Origin of the sequence: Providencia sp. PROV032, assembly GCF_028484875.1 — a bacterium.
Lineage (GTDB): Bacteria > Pseudomonadota > Gammaproteobacteria > Enterobacterales > Enterobacteriaceae > Providencia > Providencia rettgeri_E.
Map to the genome: position 1 here is coordinate 118,398 of NZ_JAMPSX010000006.1, position 15,789 is coordinate 134,186.

12 protein-coding genes are annotated in these 15,789 nt (G+C 39.7%); 6 read left to right on the forward strand and 6 right to left on the reverse strand.

The window, feature by feature from the left end; genetic code table 11:
• Positions 1–190 precede the first annotated feature (190 nt).
• Positions 191–946, forward strand: coding sequence for an FNR family transcription factor (locus PSF42_RS06970; protein WP_068443675.1), 756 nt, complete (start codon positions 191–193; stop codon positions 944–946).
• A gap of 125 nt (positions 947–1,071) precedes the next feature.
• Positions 1,072–2,019 (forward strand): universal stress protein UspE, encoded by a 948-nt coding sequence (uspE, locus tag PSF42_RS06975; RefSeq protein ID WP_125894780.1) that lies wholly within the window; start codon positions 1,072–1,074, stop codon positions 2,017–2,019.
• Positions 2,020–2,089: 70 nt separating this feature from the next.
• On the opposite strand, the gene PSF42_RS06980 is transcribed toward uspE, so the two are convergent.
• On the reverse strand, positions 2,090–2,713 hold the full coding sequence (locus PSF42_RS06980) for a TetR/AcrR family transcriptional regulator (RefSeq protein WP_004254827.1): 624 nt from the start codon (positions 2,711–2,713) through the stop codon (positions 2,090–2,092).
• A 169-nt stretch (positions 2,714–2,882) separates the two neighbouring features.
• Between PSF42_RS06980 and PSF42_RS06985 the strand changes: the two genes are divergently transcribed.
• A complete protein-coding gene (locus tag PSF42_RS06985) occupies positions 2,883–4,079 on the forward strand; it encodes an MFS transporter (RefSeq protein ID WP_272679710.1) in 1,197 nt (398 codons plus the stop codon).
• 131 nt (positions 4,080–4,210) lie between these two features.
• Here the strand turns inward: PSF42_RS06985 and pntB are convergent, their stop codons facing one another.
• Together pntB and pntA are read right to left on the reverse strand one after the other, a co-directional pair.
• Positions 4,211–5,599, reverse strand: a complete 1,389-nt coding sequence (gene pntB, locus PSF42_RS06990) for a Re/Si-specific NAD(P)(+) transhydrogenase subunit beta (RefSeq protein WP_213912844.1) — start codon at positions 5,597–5,599, stop codon at positions 4,211–4,213.
• A 13-nt stretch (positions 5,600–5,612) separates the two neighbouring features.
• On the reverse strand, positions 5,613–7,142 hold the full coding sequence (pntA, locus tag PSF42_RS06995) for a Re/Si-specific NAD(P)(+) transhydrogenase subunit alpha (RefSeq protein WP_125894786.1): 1,530 nt from the start codon (positions 7,140–7,142) through the stop codon (positions 5,613–5,615).
• A gap of 385 nt (positions 7,143–7,527) precedes the next feature.
• On the opposite strand from pntA, the gene ydgH reads away from it, so the two are divergent.
• Positions 7,528–8,478, forward strand: coding sequence for a DUF1471 family protein YdgH (ydgH, locus tag PSF42_RS07000; protein WP_125894788.1), 951 nt, complete (start codon positions 7,528–7,530; stop codon positions 8,476–8,478).
• Between the two features lie 352 nt (positions 8,479–8,830).
• Positions 8,831–10,171: a basic amino acid/polyamine antiporter gene (locus tag PSF42_RS07005; RefSeq protein WP_423811142.1), complete on the forward strand. Its 1,341-nt coding sequence runs from the start codon at positions 8,831–8,833 to the stop codon at positions 10,169–10,171.
• A 275-nt stretch (positions 10,172–10,446) separates the two neighbouring features.
• Here the strand turns inward: PSF42_RS07005 and hrpA are convergent, their stop codons facing one another.
• Positions 10,447–14,346, reverse strand: coding sequence for an ATP-dependent RNA helicase HrpA (hrpA, locus tag PSF42_RS07010; protein ID WP_272679711.1), 3,900 nt, complete (start codon positions 14,344–14,346; stop codon positions 10,447–10,449).
• A 214-nt stretch (positions 14,347–14,560) separates the two neighbouring features.
• Here hrpA and PSF42_RS07015 point away from each other — a divergent pair, with 214 nt between their 5' ends.
• Entirely contained in the window at positions 14,561–15,160 is a 600-nt protein-coding gene (locus PSF42_RS07015; protein ID WP_125894794.1) for an FMN-dependent NADH-azoreductase, read from the forward strand.
• A gap of 80 nt (positions 15,161–15,240) precedes the next feature.
• Here the strand turns inward: PSF42_RS07015 and PSF42_RS07020 are convergent, their stop codons facing one another.
• Together PSF42_RS07020 and PSF42_RS07025 are read right to left on the reverse strand one after the other, a co-directional pair.
• On the reverse strand, positions 15,241–15,570 hold the full coding sequence (locus PSF42_RS07020; protein ID WP_125894796.1) for a YdbL family protein: 330 nt from the start codon (positions 15,568–15,570) through the stop codon (positions 15,241–15,243).
• On the reverse strand, positions 15,567–15,779 hold the full coding sequence (locus PSF42_RS07025; protein ID WP_102140371.1) for a YnbE family lipoprotein: 213 nt from the start codon (positions 15,777–15,779) through the stop codon (positions 15,567–15,569). The genes PSF42_RS07020 and PSF42_RS07025 overlap by 4 nt, the downstream gene beginning before the upstream one ends.
• Positions 15,780–15,789 lie beyond the last annotated feature (10 nt).

The window sequence follows — 15,789 nt, forward strand, 5'->3', positions numbered from 1 at the left end:
ATCAAACTTTATATTTAACAATTTTCTTTAAATTAGCATTAACATCTAAATTCACAAATCTCTTGCAGTTTCTCTGATAGGCTTTTTTGTTTATTAAGTCGATTCTGTCATACTTTACTACTTACCAGTTGCATCATCTTATGTTAAAATTGACTCATATCAATAATTTTAACTTGATTGAGCCTTAAATATGATCCCAGAAAAAAGAGTTGTTCGTCGCATCCAGTCTGGTGGTTGTGCTATTCATTGCCAGGACTGCAGTATTAGCCAACTTTGCATTCCTTTTACGCTGAATGAACATGAACTGGATCAACTTGATAATATCATCGAGCGCAAAAAACCTATTCAAAAAGGCCAAGCTTTATTTAAAGCTGGTGATGAATTGCGTTCATTATATGCCATCCGCTCAGGTACAATAAAAAGCTATACAATAACCGAAGAAGGCGATGAGCAGATTACCGGTTTTCACTTGGCTGGAGACCTTGTTGGTTTTGATGCTATCATTCATACACAGCACCCAAGTTTTGCACAAGCACTTGAAACCTCAATGGTTTGTGAAATACCATTTGAGACTCTAGACGATTTATCAGGCAAAATGCCTAATTTACGTCAGCAAATTATGCGTTTAATGAGCGGTGAAATTAAAGGCGATCAAGAAATGATCCTTTTATTATCCAAAAAGAACGCAGAAGAACGTTTAGCTGCATTTATTCTTAACTTATCCCACCGCTTTGCAGAACGTGGTTTTTCACCAAGAGAATTTAGATTGACCATGACTCGTGGGGATATCGGTAACTATCTTGGATTAACCGTTGAAACCATTAGCCGCCTTTTAGGTCGTTTCCAAAAAAGTGGCATGCTGAGTGTTAAAGGTAAATACATCACTATCGAAGATATGACAAAACTGACTGATATTGCAGGTAAAGTTTCAGCCATTACATGTTAATATCCCTAAACGGATCACGTTATCAGTGATCCGTTTCCATTTTTTTTCCCAGATTTCTTGCCTATTTAATCTCAATATCATAGTTTATCTATATGGAAACATCCGTGTATCAAGAGGATTTCAATATGGCAAACTATAAAAATCTGCTAGTTGCAATTGACCCAAATCAGGATGATCAACCTGCATTAAGACGTGCTGTCTACATCGTGCAGCGTAATGGTGGACGGATAAAAGCGTTTTTACCTATTTACGACCTTTCATATGATATGACAACATTACTTTCGCCTGAAGAACGTAATGCCATGCGTAAAGGTGTAATAAGCCAAAAAATGGCTTGGATCAAACAGCAAGCTCATTTCTATCTTGAAGCGGGCATTGATATTGAAATTAAAGTTATTTGGCATAACAAGCCATATGAGGCCATTATTCAGGAAGTAATAAATGGTGAACATGACCTGTTACTGAAAATGGCACATCAAACCGATAATTTTGAGTCGATTATTTTTACCCCACTAGACTGGCATTTACTCCGAAAATGCCCTGCTCCCGTTTGGATGGTAAAAGACAAAGTATGGCCTGATCACGGTTCAGTGGTTGTCGCCGTTAACTTATCAAATGAGGAATCTTATCACGATGACCTCAATATCAAACTGGTCGAAAAAACAAAAGACTTAGCAACGCGTATTATTAAAGAACAGGAAATCCATTTAGTGAGTGCGTATCCTGTTGCTCCTATGAATATTGCCATAGAGTTACCTGATTTCGATCCGAGCTTATATAACAATGCACTACGCGGCCAACATTTAATTGCCATGAAAGAGTTACGGCAAAAATTTGGGATTGATGAAAAATATACCCATGTCCGTGAAGGCCTACCTGAAAAAATTATTCCAGATATGTGTGAAGAATTGCACGCTGGGGTTGTGGTACTGGGTATTTTGGGCCGTACAGGCATTTCAGCGGCTTTCTTAGGGAATACCGCGGAGCATGTCATCGATAAGCTAAAATGTGATTTATTAGCGATTAAACCTGACGGTTTTGTTTGTCCTATTAACCCTGCTGATGATGATTAGCTAATCATCTAAAACTTATTAGGTCCCAATAATATTTATGTTATTGGGACCTAGTTTTATCATGGCTAAGTTATTGCTGAACTGAACTTTGACTAAGTATCGGCCAAGCTTGCATAGCATTAAAAATGACTTGATTAAGTCTTTCAAGATCAATTCCATCACAAGCTTGTATGGTAAAACCATCAATTACCGTTATATAAAAATCAACGATAGCTTCAATCGGCGCATCTGGAGCAACATCACCATCATCAATGCCTTTACGCATACGTGCCAGTAAAATTTCCTGATAACTTTTCCGTTTTTCTTGGACGTTTAATTGCACATCTTCGATTTGCTTTGACCCATTCATTGTCGCTGTAATCAGCATACAACCTGCAGGCTTGTTTGGCTGAATTAGCCTTTTAGCGCTTTCATACATCAGCAATTCAATTGCAATTTTCGCTGTTTTGGCTTGCTTTACAATAGACAAAATAGGACAAGCTTCATTCATCAAATAATAATCAATACATTGATTAAACAACGATGCTTTATCACCAAAAGCACAATAAAGGCTAGGCGCTGTGATACCTAGCTCTTGAGTTAAATCGCTGATTGAGGTTGCAACATAACCATTTCGCCAAAACAATAGCATGGCTTTAGCTAGTGCATCTTGTTGGTCAAAGCCTTTAGGCCGCCCGCGTTTTATTTGATTCATATTCTCACTTTACTCGCAGTCAATTCACTATGCCACAACTATTTTATAGTGATCATTATAAAAATAATTGACAACGCCTAAATTCACATAAACAATAGCGCCATGATTTTATAGCGATCACTATAAAATCATTCTTTTTTGTAAACTACTTAATTTTCATGGAAAGCGCATGACAACAACTCATATTTCTTCGCACAATGGTAACTGGCTTTCACTATTATCTGCAACTTTTGCTTGCTTCATTATTGTTACTGGTGAGTTTTTAGCCATTAGTGTGCTAAATAACATCGCTTATGATTTTCAAATATCAACAGGTACCGCAGGACTTACAGTCACTGTCACATCTATCGCAGGTATGGCATCCTCTCTATTTGTCCCCATCTATGCAAAAAATATTGATAGACGCCAAGCCTTACTTTTCTTAGTTGCTCTCATGATATTAGCTAATGCAATTACGGCTTTCGCATCTAATTTTAGCTTAGTTTTATTAGGTAGATTCGCATTAGGAATTGCACTAGGGGGTTTTTGGGGAGTTGCAGCAGGCTTAGTAATACGTCTAGCACCTAAAAATATGTCAATTACCACATCCGTAACAATATTCTTTTCGGCCGTCACATTAGTTACCGTGCTCGGAGTACCTCTAGGCGCTTGGTTATCTGATAACTATGGTTGGAGAATGCCTTATATTGCGTTGGTTATTGCAGGTGCTGTCGCATTTTTAATGCAATATTTCTCTTTACCATCATTAAAACCTTCTTCGTCTATGCAATGGAAAGAACTGTTATTGATGCCTTCGCACCCTATTGCACGTAAAGGGTTAATTATATTCACACTGATTTTTTTAGCACATTTCTCTGCCTATAATTATTTTACGGTGTTCTTTAAACAAACCGCAGGTTTTATCGAAGGACAAATTTCAGCATTATTGCTCTTTTTTGGGGTAGCCAGCGTAGTTGGCAATATACTGGCGGGTTATGTCGGAAAATATAATGTTCGTTATAATTTCGCGATTAGTGCACTTTTATTAGCCTTAGCGTTTCTCGCATTATCTGTTTTAGATTTTAATTGGGCGACCAGTATCATATTCGTTTCTTCATGGGGGATCGCTGCGGGTATGGTTCCTGCAACAATCAATATGTGGATGCACGTTCATGTCCCAGAATTAACCGAAAAAGGTTCCGCCCTTATTACCTTTATGTTTTTAATTCTAATTACCATTGGTAGTCTAGTGGGAGGATACGTCATGGACCATTTCAATGGCGGAGTTCTCATGATGAGCATGCTGACTATATCTGCATTTGCGTTTTTATTAGTGTTTACTTTTGCTCGAGGGCTAACCAATTGTGCACGATTTTGCCTCAAATGATGCGTTTATAAGACTGCATCATATGAATTGATTTAGCTCTCAAATATCAAGAAGGGGGGATTGGAATTAACCAATCCCCCCTTCTTATTTACTTTACTAATTATTTTTAAATGAATTAGTGACTCATTAAATTACAATGCACGTAAGATTGCATCGACGCTATCTTTCGCATCACCAAACAACATCTGTGTATTTTCTTTGAAGAATAATGGGTTTTGTACCCCAGCATAGCCCGTATTCATTGAACGTTTAAATACAATGACATTGCTTGCTTTCCAAACTTCAAGAACTGGCATACCTGCAATTGGGCTATTTGGGTCATCTTGAGCCGCTGGGTTAACCGTATCGTTAGCACCAATGACAAGTACAGTATCGGTATCAGAGAAATCATCATTGATTTCATCCATTTCTAATACGACATCGTAAGGCACTTTAGCTTCTGCGAGTAAGACATTCATATGCCCTGGTAAACGCCCAGCAACAGGGTGAATACCAAAACGCACATTGATACCACGCTCACGTAATTTAGTCGTAATATCTGCCACAGGGTATTGTGCTTGTGCCACGGCCATACCATAGCCCGGAGTGATTATCACTGATGTTGAGTTTTTCAACATTTCAGCGACTTCCTCTGCTGTAATTTCACGGTATTCGCCCATTTCTTCCTCAGAGCCTGTTGAAGAGCCATCTGTACCGAAGCCTCCTGCAATGACACTGATAAATGAACGGTTCATCGCCTTACACATAATATAAGACAGAATCGCACCTGAAGAACCGACCAATGCCCCTGTGACGATCAGCAAGTCATTACTTAACATGAAACCTGCCGCTGCAGCAGCCCAACCTGAATACGAGTTCAGCATTGAAACAACCACAGGCATGTCCGCCCCACCAATTGATGCCACTAAATGCCAGCCAAAAGCTAAAGCAATCGCTGTCATGATGAGCATCAAGAAGACTTGTAAGCCGACACTTTCTGTTTTAACGAAAATGACTAACAGAATAAATGAAACAACTAACGCCGCTAAATTCAGTTTATGGCGATTAGGTAACATCATCGGTTTTGATGACATTTTCCCTGATAATTTACCATAAGCGACCACTGAACCTGTAAAGGTAACTGCACCAATGAAAATCCCCAAGAAAACTTCAGTTAAATGAATGTTTTCCATAACAACATCAGCGTGCCCTTCACTTGCAATAAAACTGTTAAAACCAACCAAAACTGCAGCTAAACCGACGAAGCTATGTAAAATAGCCACCAGTTCAGGCATTTCTGTCATTTCAACTTTTTTCGCTAAGCGAATACCGATAACCGCACCAATAACCATCGCAACGATCATCCAGCCCACATTTGCACTGTGAGGGCCTAAAATGGTGGCTATCAATGCAATAGCCATCCCGATGATGCCGTAAGTATTCCCTCGTTGGGAGCTTTCATGACGTGATAGCCCTGCAAGGCTGAAAATAAACAGGATAGCAGCAACGATGTAAGCTGCTGTCACAATTCCACTCGACAACATAAGTTACCCCTTATCCTTTACGAAACATTTTTAACATGCGTTGAGTTACAGTAAACCCACCGAAAATATTGATACTCGCGATCAATATGGCGATAAAGGATAAGAAGCTTACCCAGCCACCGCTTCCAATCTGAAGCAAGGCGCCCACGACGATGATCCCTGAAATAGCATTAGTGACTGACATTAACGGTGTATGTAATGCATGAGTCACATTCCACACCACGTAATAACCAACCACACAAGCTAATGCAAATACAGTAAAGTGCGATAAAAACTCTTTTGGCGCTGAATTAGCGAACCAACCAAACAAGATGATAGCTAATGCCATCAAGCCATATTTTACCGTCGGTGACATCTTTTTCTCAGGCGCTTTAACTTTTTCCACCGCTTGCGGTTTCGCCTGCGGCTGAGCAGATACCTGAATTGGGGGCGCTGGCCACGTGATTTCACCTTGTTTAATCACCGTAACACCGCGAATAACCAAATCGTCGAAATCAATATTAATTTCGCCATCTTTTTCTTTGCACAGTAGTTTCATCAGGTTAACAAGGTTGGTGCCATATAACTGGGATGATTGTGTTGGCAAACGGCTTGGCAAATCTGTGTAACCAATAATTTTCACACCATTGTCGGTCACGACTAATTTGTCAGCTTGGGTTAATTCGCAGTTACCACCCGTTTGAGCCGCTAAGTCGACAACCACACTTCCCGGCTTCATTGATTCAACCATTTCCTTGGTAATCAATTTAGGCGCTGGTTTGCCTGGAATCAGTGCCGTGGTCACAATAATGTCGACTTCTTTCGCCTGTGCAGCGAACAGTTCCATCTCCGCTTTTATAAATGCTTCTGACATCACTTTGGCGTAACCATCGCCACTGCCAGCCTCTTCCTTGAAATCGAGCTCAAGAAATTCAGCACCCATACTCTGAACCTGCTCTTTTACCTCAGGCCGAGTATCAAAGGCTCGTACAATGGCGCCCAAGCTACCCGCAGCACCAATTGCAGCAAGGCCAGCAACCCCAGCACCAATAACCATAACTTTCGCTGGTGGCACCTTACCTGCCGCAGTGATTTGCCCCGTAAAGAAACGGCCAAATTCATGAGCAGCTTCAACAATTGCACGGTAACCTGCAATATTTGCCATTGAACTCAGCGCATCAAGCGACTGAGCTCGTGAAATACGTGGTACCGCATCCATCGCCATCACGTTAATATTCCTAGCTTTTAAAGCTTCCATTAGCTCAGCATTCTGGGCCGGCCAAATGAAACTCACCAATGTTGCTCCTTCTTTTAACAAAGGAATTTCATCATCCAGAGGTGCGTTGACTTTAAAAACAATATCCGCAGCAAATGCAGTGTCACGATCAACGATTTCGGCACCCACTTGCTCATATGCTACATCATCAAAACTGGCTAAATGACCCGCATTTTGCTCTACACACACAGAAAAACCCAACTTAAGTAGTTGAGTCACTGTTGATGGCGTAGCAGCAACACGCGCTTCATTGGCAAGTCGTTCTCTTGGTATACCAATACGCATAATGTTCCCTTTTTAATGCTTGAAGTAATGTTGTTAATAGGCTGTTTGCTAAAATAATGACCATCATCACAGAGAAAAGTCTTATTTTGTGCATAAACAGATTTTTAATGTTCTAATAACCTACTGAAAATAAGCGTCCTGATCCATAATTGATCTCGATTCTTAGACAGTAAATGGAATTCGCTGTGAAAATCTTAGTTTTAGGTCAATAAAATACTGGATACTTTAAAAAATCTGGTAAATTTAACTAGTCAATAAATATTTATTTCTCATAAAAATAAAATCATGAGACAACAGGTTCTGTTACGTGTAATAATCACGTACATGTGATACAACTAAGATTCAGCATGTTTATAATAAATTGCGCAAGGCGGAAGGATTTTGTATGAAGCTGAAAACTACGGTCATCGCAGCCGCGGTGCTGTCATTAACTAGTATAACTGCTACTCAGGCGGCTGTTGAATTGACGCCAAAACAGGCTACTGAATTAAAACCTTATGAGCGTATAACAGTTACCGGGCGCTTTAATGCTATTTATGAAGCATCCGATGCAGTCTCCCGTAGGGCTGATAAAATGGGGGCATATGCCTTTTACATTCAAAGCCTTGATGATGTAGGTGATAGCGGCAACATGCGTGTTGTTGCAGACGTGTACGCAAAAGATGCACCAGAAGTTGATTCACCGAAGCGTCGTGTATTCGGTGGTGTTGAGGAAATGTCAAAAACGGATGCAACCGAATACGAGCCTTTTGATACCGTTACGGTAAGCGGTTTTTATCCTTCCCAACCGGACTTGTATGAGGCTATTGCTAAAAAAGCCCTTGAGAAGAATGCAGCTTCGTTCTATGTGGTTCGTAATATCGCAATGAATGATGGCGGAAACACACTAGCGACAGCTTATATCTATAAGAAAGATGCGCCGAAGCGACAAGTACTGAATGAAGACGCAGTGGTTCCTGCTGATTCAGACGCTGGCCGTGCTCTATTAGCTGAAGGCGGTGAAGCGGCTAAAAAAGTTCGCATTCCTGGTGTTGCATCTTCTGAAGAACCAACAACCGCAGTCGGACGCTTCTTTGAAACCTCTAGTAGTCAACCGGGTCGTACTAGTGTGACCCTGCCAAGTGGTTATGTTATCGAAGAAGTCAACAAAACAGCCGCGGCTCAAATGGTTCCATTTGACTCTATAACATTCTCTGGATATTACACCAATACGCCTGAAGTACGTTACCAAATAGCAAAACGTGCGGAAGCAAAAGGGGCTAAATATTTCCATATTACAAGAGAATGGCAATCTAATGGTGGAAGTGTCACCATCAGTGCTGACTTGTTTAAATAGTTCAATATTCTGTGATACTAAAACCAGCCTTCTCGGCTGGTTTTTTTGTTTTTATTTACTTCGTTTACGTTAAATCACATCTCACACACTATCCACCTTCATTCTTTTAAAAAAGTGCATAAAACACCTTAAAAAATGCATACATTACCATTGCATATCTGTCGTTTCGTTCGTAGAATCCACACACTGAAAACATGCAGTCATTCTATCTACTTTTTTCATGGCTGCTAGTTAAACTAATTATTGTAATGGCATTTTAACGTCATTTTAACTTTTGATTTCTGAACGTTCAGGATTTACTTTGAAAAATACTTTGAGTCTTACCGCTCTAACGGCGCTAGTTCTTAGCTCGATGGTTGGTGCCGGTGTTTTTAGTCTCCCTCAAAATATGGCTGAAGTGGCTAGCCCGCTCGCATTAATAATCGGTTGGTCCATTACTGGTGTGGGTATCCTCTTTTTGGCATTTGCCTTATTGTTGCTTTCGCGGATACGCCCTGACCTTGACGGTGGAATATTTACTTATGCAAAAGTCGGTTTCGGGGAATTAATTGGTTTTTGCTCTGCGTGGGGGTATTGGCTATGTGCAGTCGTGGCCAATGTGTCTTATCTCGTTATCGTATTTGCCGCGATCAGTTTTTTTACTGATACACCTGATAACATCATTTTTGGTGATGGAAATACATGGCAAGCACTGATCGGAGAATCAATACTTCTCTGGTTTGTTCACTATTTAGTGCTTCGTGGAGTACAAACAGCCGCTGGAATTAATAAACTCGCTACAATGGCAAAATTAGTTCCCCTTGGCTTATTTATTGTATTAGCTTTTTTGGCCTTTAGACTTGATATTTTCAATGCAGATTTCAGCGGTATCGAATTTGGCGTTCCTGTTTGGGAGCAAGTCAAAGATACTATGTTGATTACATTGTGGGTATTTATTGGTATCGAAGGGGCCGTTGTTGTTTCAGCTAGAGCAAAAAACCGCCGAGATGTTGGCTTAGCAACAATTTTCGCTGTGAGTTCTGCTTTAATTATCTATATTCTCGTTACCTTACTTTCTCTTGGGATCATGCCAAGAGCTGAGCTTGCAGAAATAAAAAACCCATCCATGGCCCCTCTTATGATAGATTTAATTGGTTCGAGTGGTGATATTATTATTGCGGCTGGCCTCATTATCTCTGTTTGTGGTGCTTATTTAAGTTGGACTATTATGGCCGCTGAAGTGCCTTATATCGCAGCACAATATCAATCATTTCCTAAAATATTCAACAAACTAAATAAAAATGATGCACCATCTTCGTCTCTATGGCTCACTAATGGTGCAGTACAGCTCTCTTTGGTTCTTATTTGGCTTAGTGGAAGTAATTACAATACATTACTTACTATCGCCTCTGAAATGATATTAGTCCCCTATTTCCTCGTCGGTGCATTTTTAGTCAAGGTTGCTTTTGAACGTCATAATAAGGCATTACTTGCTGTTGGATCTATTGCTAGCCTTTATGGCCTATGGCTGATTTATGCTTCAGGGTTAATTAATTTACTATTATCCGTCGTTTTATATGCCCCCGGTATTTTGGTGTTTTTCTATGCTCGCCAGCAGCAAACCAACCAAATACCATTAAAGATGATTGAAAAAATCATGGCATATGCTATTGCTATCGCTGCTATTCCAGCACTCTATTATTTGGTTGTTTAGCTTTGTACCAAAGGGCTTAATTTTGATGCGTAAATTTAAGCCCTATTTACTGTAATTTCCTATTTTCCACATACTCAATACCTCAATAACCTTCTAGTATTAACCCCTATTACCATTTCTCTTCCCTTATACTGGTTAAAATTACTGTTGTACGATCTTCGGTGCTCATATGATTCCCCCTCACCTGTATGTTGTAACTAAAGCGCCAGTTAAACTAAAAATAAAAAACGCTTCACATACAAAATACGTGAAGCGCCAATTAGTCAAAATAATACTTACAGTTGTTGGGACAACTGTTCCATCGCCTGCATAATTCGCTTATCCGAAATTGGATATGGCGTTCCAAGCTGTTGGGCAAACAAGCTAACTCGCAGTTCTTCAATCATCCAGCGAATTTCTTGAACTTCTGGCATATTTTTCTGAATCGGAGATAATTTTACTAGCCATTGTTGCCACATATTCTGAACATGCTCGACTTTACTCATTTGAGCACGATCTCGGTTAGGGTCAATAGCCAGCTTTTCTAGTCGCCGCTCTATCCCATTTAAATAACGAAGAATATCAGGCAAGCGTTTCCAACCATGAGTGGTCACAAAACCTTTAAACACCAGATTCGACATTTGTGTTTTTATATCCGATAACGCTATTGCCATCGAAAAATCGACCCGCCCTTTTAGACGTTTGTTGATCGCAAACACCGCTGTTAATATTTGTTCAACTTGCTTAGCAATATTAACAACCACATCATTTAATTCTACTCGTGCAAACTCTTTCAATTTTTCAAACTGCACTTCATTCCAAACCGCACCACCAAAATTAGCAATTAATTGGTCAACACCACAAGCAATACAGTCATCAATTAACTCTAATACCTTGCCATAGGGGTTAAAATACAAACCTAATTTTGATTTGTTTGGTAGTTTTTCATGCAAATACTTAATTGGCGATGGAATATTTAACAGCAACAATCGACGTACTCCTGCCCACATTGCTTGCTGTTGTTCCAGTTCCGTTTCAAATACCTTGATACCTACGCTATTTCTTTCATCAACTAATGCAGGGTAAGCCTTAACGGAATATCCCCCCCTTTTTTGCTCATAACGTTGAGGTAATTCACCAAAACTCCAAATATGTAACCCGTGTTGCTCAATGCCATCATCCACAACTTCAGACAACGTTTCTTGCACTTTTTCTTTTAAGCTATTTTTTAACTCATCAAGGTTTTGCCCTTCCGCAACAGTTTTATTTTTGTCGCCCACAACACGATACGTCATTTTCAAATGAGCTGGGAGCTGCTCTAATTGCCATGAATCACGTTCAACAGTCACACCTGTCATACGACGTAATTCACGTTCAAGTTTATCCAATACACTCCCTTCAGGCTCTTGCACTCGTTCTAAAAATGCAGAAGCATAATTAGGTGCAGGGACAAAATTTCGTCTAATTGGTTTAGGTAACGATTTAATTAAAGCAACGATTAGCTCATGACGCAAACCAGGAACTTGCCATTCAAAGCCAATATTCTGAACCTGATTTAATACAGCAAGAGGTATATGTACTGTCACACCATCAGCATCAGTTCCAGGTTCAAATTGGTAACTCAAGCGAAATTTTAAATCCCCTTGATGCCAATAGTTAGGATAATCAAGTGCTGAAACAGTACTGGCGTCATCTTTAATCAGCATGCTTTTTTCAAAGCTTAACAAGTCAGATTGTTGCTTAGATGCCGTTTTCCACCAATTATCAAAATGACGGGAGGAAATCACATCATTCGGGATCCGTTGGTCATAAAATGCAAATAGAGTTTCATCATCAACTAAAATGTCACGCCGACGTGATTTATGCTCCAAATCTTCAACTTCAGATAATAACTTCAGATTTTCTTTAAAGAATGCGTGACGAGTAACCCAATCCCCTTCAACTAATGCATGACGAATAAACAATTCACGGCACAGTAATGGGTCAATATTTCCATAATTAACCTGCCTTGATGCAACAATAGGTAGCCCATATAGCGTCACTTTTTCTGATGCCATTACCGCACCTTCAGATTTTGACCAATGAGGCTCACTATAACTATGTTTAGTTAAATGTTCAGCTAAAGGTTCAACCCACTCAACATCGATGGATGCGGCAATTCTTCCCCATAATTTAGATGTCTCAACAAGTTCCGCGACCATTGCCCATTTTGGTGGTTTTTTAAACAGCCCCGACCCTGGAAAAATAGTAAAACGTGCATTTCTAGCCCCAGTGAACTCGTGTTTATCCGCGTCTTTTTGGCCAATATGTGAAAGCAAGCCAGCCAATAACGAAACATGAATACTCCGAAAATCAGCCTTAGAGCTATTAATGGCAAAACCTTGTTCTTTCACCACTTGCCGCAATTGGGTATACAAATCTTGCCATTCTCGAATACGTAAGTAATTGAGAAAGTCTTGGCGACACATTTTTCTAAATTGGGCGTTAGAAAGCTGTGTTTGTTGTTCCTTTAAGTAATCCCAAAGGTTTAAAAAGGCTAAGAAATCTGATTGTTTATCATGGAAACGCCGATGTTTTTCATCAGCAGCTTGCTGTTTCTCTAATGGCCTCTCTCTCGGGTCTTGAATTGATAATGCAGAAACAATCACCATTGTCTCACGTACTGCACCATGTCTACGTGCTTCAATCACCATTCGAGCAAGCCTTGGATCTACAGGAAGCTGGGCAAGCTGCCTACCGGTATCCGTTAATTGATACCCTTTATCTGCTTGTTTGTGGGACTTAATTGCACCTAGCTCTTCCAGTAATTTCACACCATCTTGGATGTTACGTTTATCAGGAGCCTCCACAAATGGAAATGCAGAGATATCACCAAGACCAATAGAAGTCATTTGTAATATAACTGATGCCAAATTCGTCCGTAAAATTTCTGGGTCCGTGAACTCTGGACGTGATAGAAAGTCATCTTCTGAGTATAAACGAATACAAATCCCATCAGAAACACGGCCACAGCGCCCTTTACGTTGGTTAGCTGAAGCCTGAGAAATAGCTTCAACAGGTAGGCGTTGCACTTTAGTACGGTAGCTATAACGACTAATACGCGCATAGCCAGTATCAATAACATATTTGATACCTGGTACAGTTAATGATGTTTCTGCTACGTTTGTTGCAAGAATGATCCGCCGCCCCCCATGAGGATGGAAGATACGATTTTGCTCACTATTAGAAAGCCTTGCGAAAAGAGGTAATATTTCAGTGTGGCGTAAAGAAAGTTTTGATAACGCATCGGCAGTATCACGGATCTCCCGCTCACCGCTCATAAAAATCAGTATATCGCCATTACCTTCAACCGACAGTTCATTTACCGCATCTATGATCCCATCAATTTGGTCACGGTCACTATCGTTTTGCTCTCCAATAATAGGGCGATAACGAACTTCAACGGGATAAGTTCGCCCAGATACTTCAACAATCGGAGCGTGACTAAAGTGCTTCGAAAAACGCTCAGGGTCAATGGTTGCCGATGTAATAATCACTTTTAAATCAGGGCGTCTCGGTAATAATTGACGCAAGTAACCTAAAATAAAGTCGATATTAAGGCTTCTTTCGTGAGCCTCATCGATAATAATAGTGTCATATTGCAACAGCAATTTGTCATTTTGTAATTCTGCAAGCAAAATACCATCAGTCATCAATTTGACTTGAGTCGTTTCACTCACTTGGTCACTAAAACGGACTTTATAACCAACATTTGAACCTAATTCACATTCAAGCTCTTGAGCAAGACGTGTTGCGACTGAACGTGCAGCTAACCGTCTTGGTTGAGTATGCCCAATAAACCCTAGAACCCCTCTGCCAAGTTCAAGGCAAATTTTTGGGATCTGCGTTGTTTTACCTGATCCAGTTTCACCTGCAATAATAACAACTTGATGCTTTTTAATGGCATCTAAAATAACGTCTTTTTTCTGGCTAACTGGTAAATTATCTGGATATACAATTTTAGGTGAGTTTAATCGTTTAAGTTCAACTCTTTGTTTGGCTTTCTCAATATCTATTTTAATAGCGTCAAGTACCGCAGAGCGCGATTTTTCGTTCTGGATCTTTGCAATACCTTGCACTCTTTTTTTCAGTAACCATTGGTCACGTAATGAAGTTTGTCCAATATCAGCGGTTAATGCTGTCAGTATGGATTTCACCTGTTAAATCCTTATCTTTAATAAATTTCAATGCACGCTAGCCAATCCACTTCGCAATTTGTGAGGGCTAAATTTTGTTTTTATTTTTAATTGTTGTTATCACATAAAAATACCATCAATTTTTTTGAAGAAGGCTATCTAATTTTTTTCCTATCAATCAGTTACACCTCACGTATCATTACCAATAAAATTTCACCTAAACATAGAGGAACACATGAGTAAAGTATTACTATTGAAATCAAGCATTCTGGCTGACTATTCACAAAGCAATAAAATGGCAGATTACTTTATTCAACAATGGCAGGAAAAACACTCAGCAGATACAGTAACTGTACGAGATTTAGTCAAAGAACCAATTCCAGCGATTGACGGTGAAATTTTAGCAGCTTTTGGCCCAAGTGACACGAAAACAGAACAACAACAAGCACATTTGGACCTGTCAAATGCGTTGATTGAGGAAATTAAGGCTCACGATGTGATTGTTATTGCAGCCCCAATGTATAACTTTACGATTTCTTCCCATTTAAAACATTACTTCGACTTTATCGCTCGCTCAGGCCACACGTTTAAATATACAGAACAAGGTTCTGTCGGCTTATTAAAAGACAAACGTGCCTATATATTAACGAGCCGAGGCGGTATCTACAAAGACACACCAACAGACACCATGGTGCCTTATTTAACACTATTTCTAAATTTCATTGGTATTACCGACGTTGAGTTTATTTTTGCTGAAGGCACGTCGTTAGGCCAAGAGTCAGTCGAACGAGCGCATCAACAAGCACAAAGCCATATAAATACGATTATTGCTTAAGATCTAGACTTTCTAAGTAATATATTATTAAGACTCAAAACTACCATTGTTATATTTTGCGCACTTTCTGAGTGTGCTTTTTATTTCTTTTGTAGCCATTGACCATTAATTCCACGTACAAATTCCCCAGAGTTCGCCCTTTCTACGAGCTTCTGCCCTGCTATCCTTGCAACGTCATTAGTTTTTAGGTTATTTTTTGCCGCAATTTCACTATATCTTTTTTCCCGTTCTTGGTTTATTTGTGCTGCTAGCTTGGTGGCCTCCTGATTATTTGTATTAATTGGGGCTAAATACCCTGACAATGTTTCCCCCAATAGACCCGTTTCTTTGGCTTCATCCACTGTAATTGCTACAGCCTGAAAAGTAGTCAATAATGAACATAGCGCTAGTACTTTGATAATTCGACTCATTTGGGATTTACCTCTCCGAATAAATCACTATTTTCTTTTAATAACTCTTCTACTTGTCTATCCGCTTTTATTTGGATTTCATGTTCAATTTTTACGTTCATATTAATATTGATGGGCTTATCCGGTGTTGCGACCTCAACTCGTAAGCAAGCTGATAACAATAACGCAATCGATATAGCTGTAGTAAATTTTAATATTTTCACGTTCATTCTTATGCTC

What these genes read in the sequence shown, in the direction of transcription:
- PSF42_RS06970 (WP_068443675.1), top strand. Translation starts at nt 191, where the DNA reads ATGATCCCAGAAAAAAGAGTTGTTCGTCGCATCCAGTCTGGTGGTTGT.
- uspE (WP_125894780.1), top strand. Translation starts at nt 1,072, where the DNA reads ATGGCAAACTATAAAAATCTGCTAGTTGCAATTGACCCAAATCAGGAT.
- PSF42_RS06980 (WP_004254827.1), bottom strand. Translation starts at nt 2,713, where the DNA reads ATGAATCAAATAAAACGCGGGCGGCCTAAAGGCTTTGACCAACAAGAT.
- PSF42_RS06985 (WP_272679710.1), top strand. Translation starts at nt 2,883, where the DNA reads ATGACAACAACTCATATTTCTTCGCACAATGGTAACTGGCTTTCACTA.
- pntA (WP_125894786.1), bottom strand. Translation starts at nt 7,142, where the DNA reads ATGCGTATTGGTATACCAAGAGAACGACTTGCCAATGAAGCGCGTGTT.
- ydgH (WP_125894788.1), top strand. Translation starts at nt 7,528, where the DNA reads ATGAAGCTGAAAACTACGGTCATCGCAGCCGCGGTGCTGTCATTAACT.
- PSF42_RS07005 (WP_423811142.1), top strand. Translation starts at nt 8,831, where the DNA reads ATGGTTGGTGCCGGTGTTTTTAGTCTCCCTCAAAATATGGCTGAAGTG.
- PSF42_RS07015 (WP_125894794.1), top strand. Translation starts at nt 14,561, where the DNA reads ATGAGTAAAGTATTACTATTGAAATCAAGCATTCTGGCTGACTATTCA.
- PSF42_RS07020 (WP_125894796.1), bottom strand. Translation starts at nt 15,570, where the DNA reads ATGAGTCGAATTATCAAAGTACTAGCGCTATGTTCATTATTGACTACT.
- PSF42_RS07025 (WP_102140371.1), bottom strand. Translation starts at nt 15,779, where the DNA reads ATGAACGTGAAAATATTAAAATTTACTACAGCTATATCGATTGCGTTA.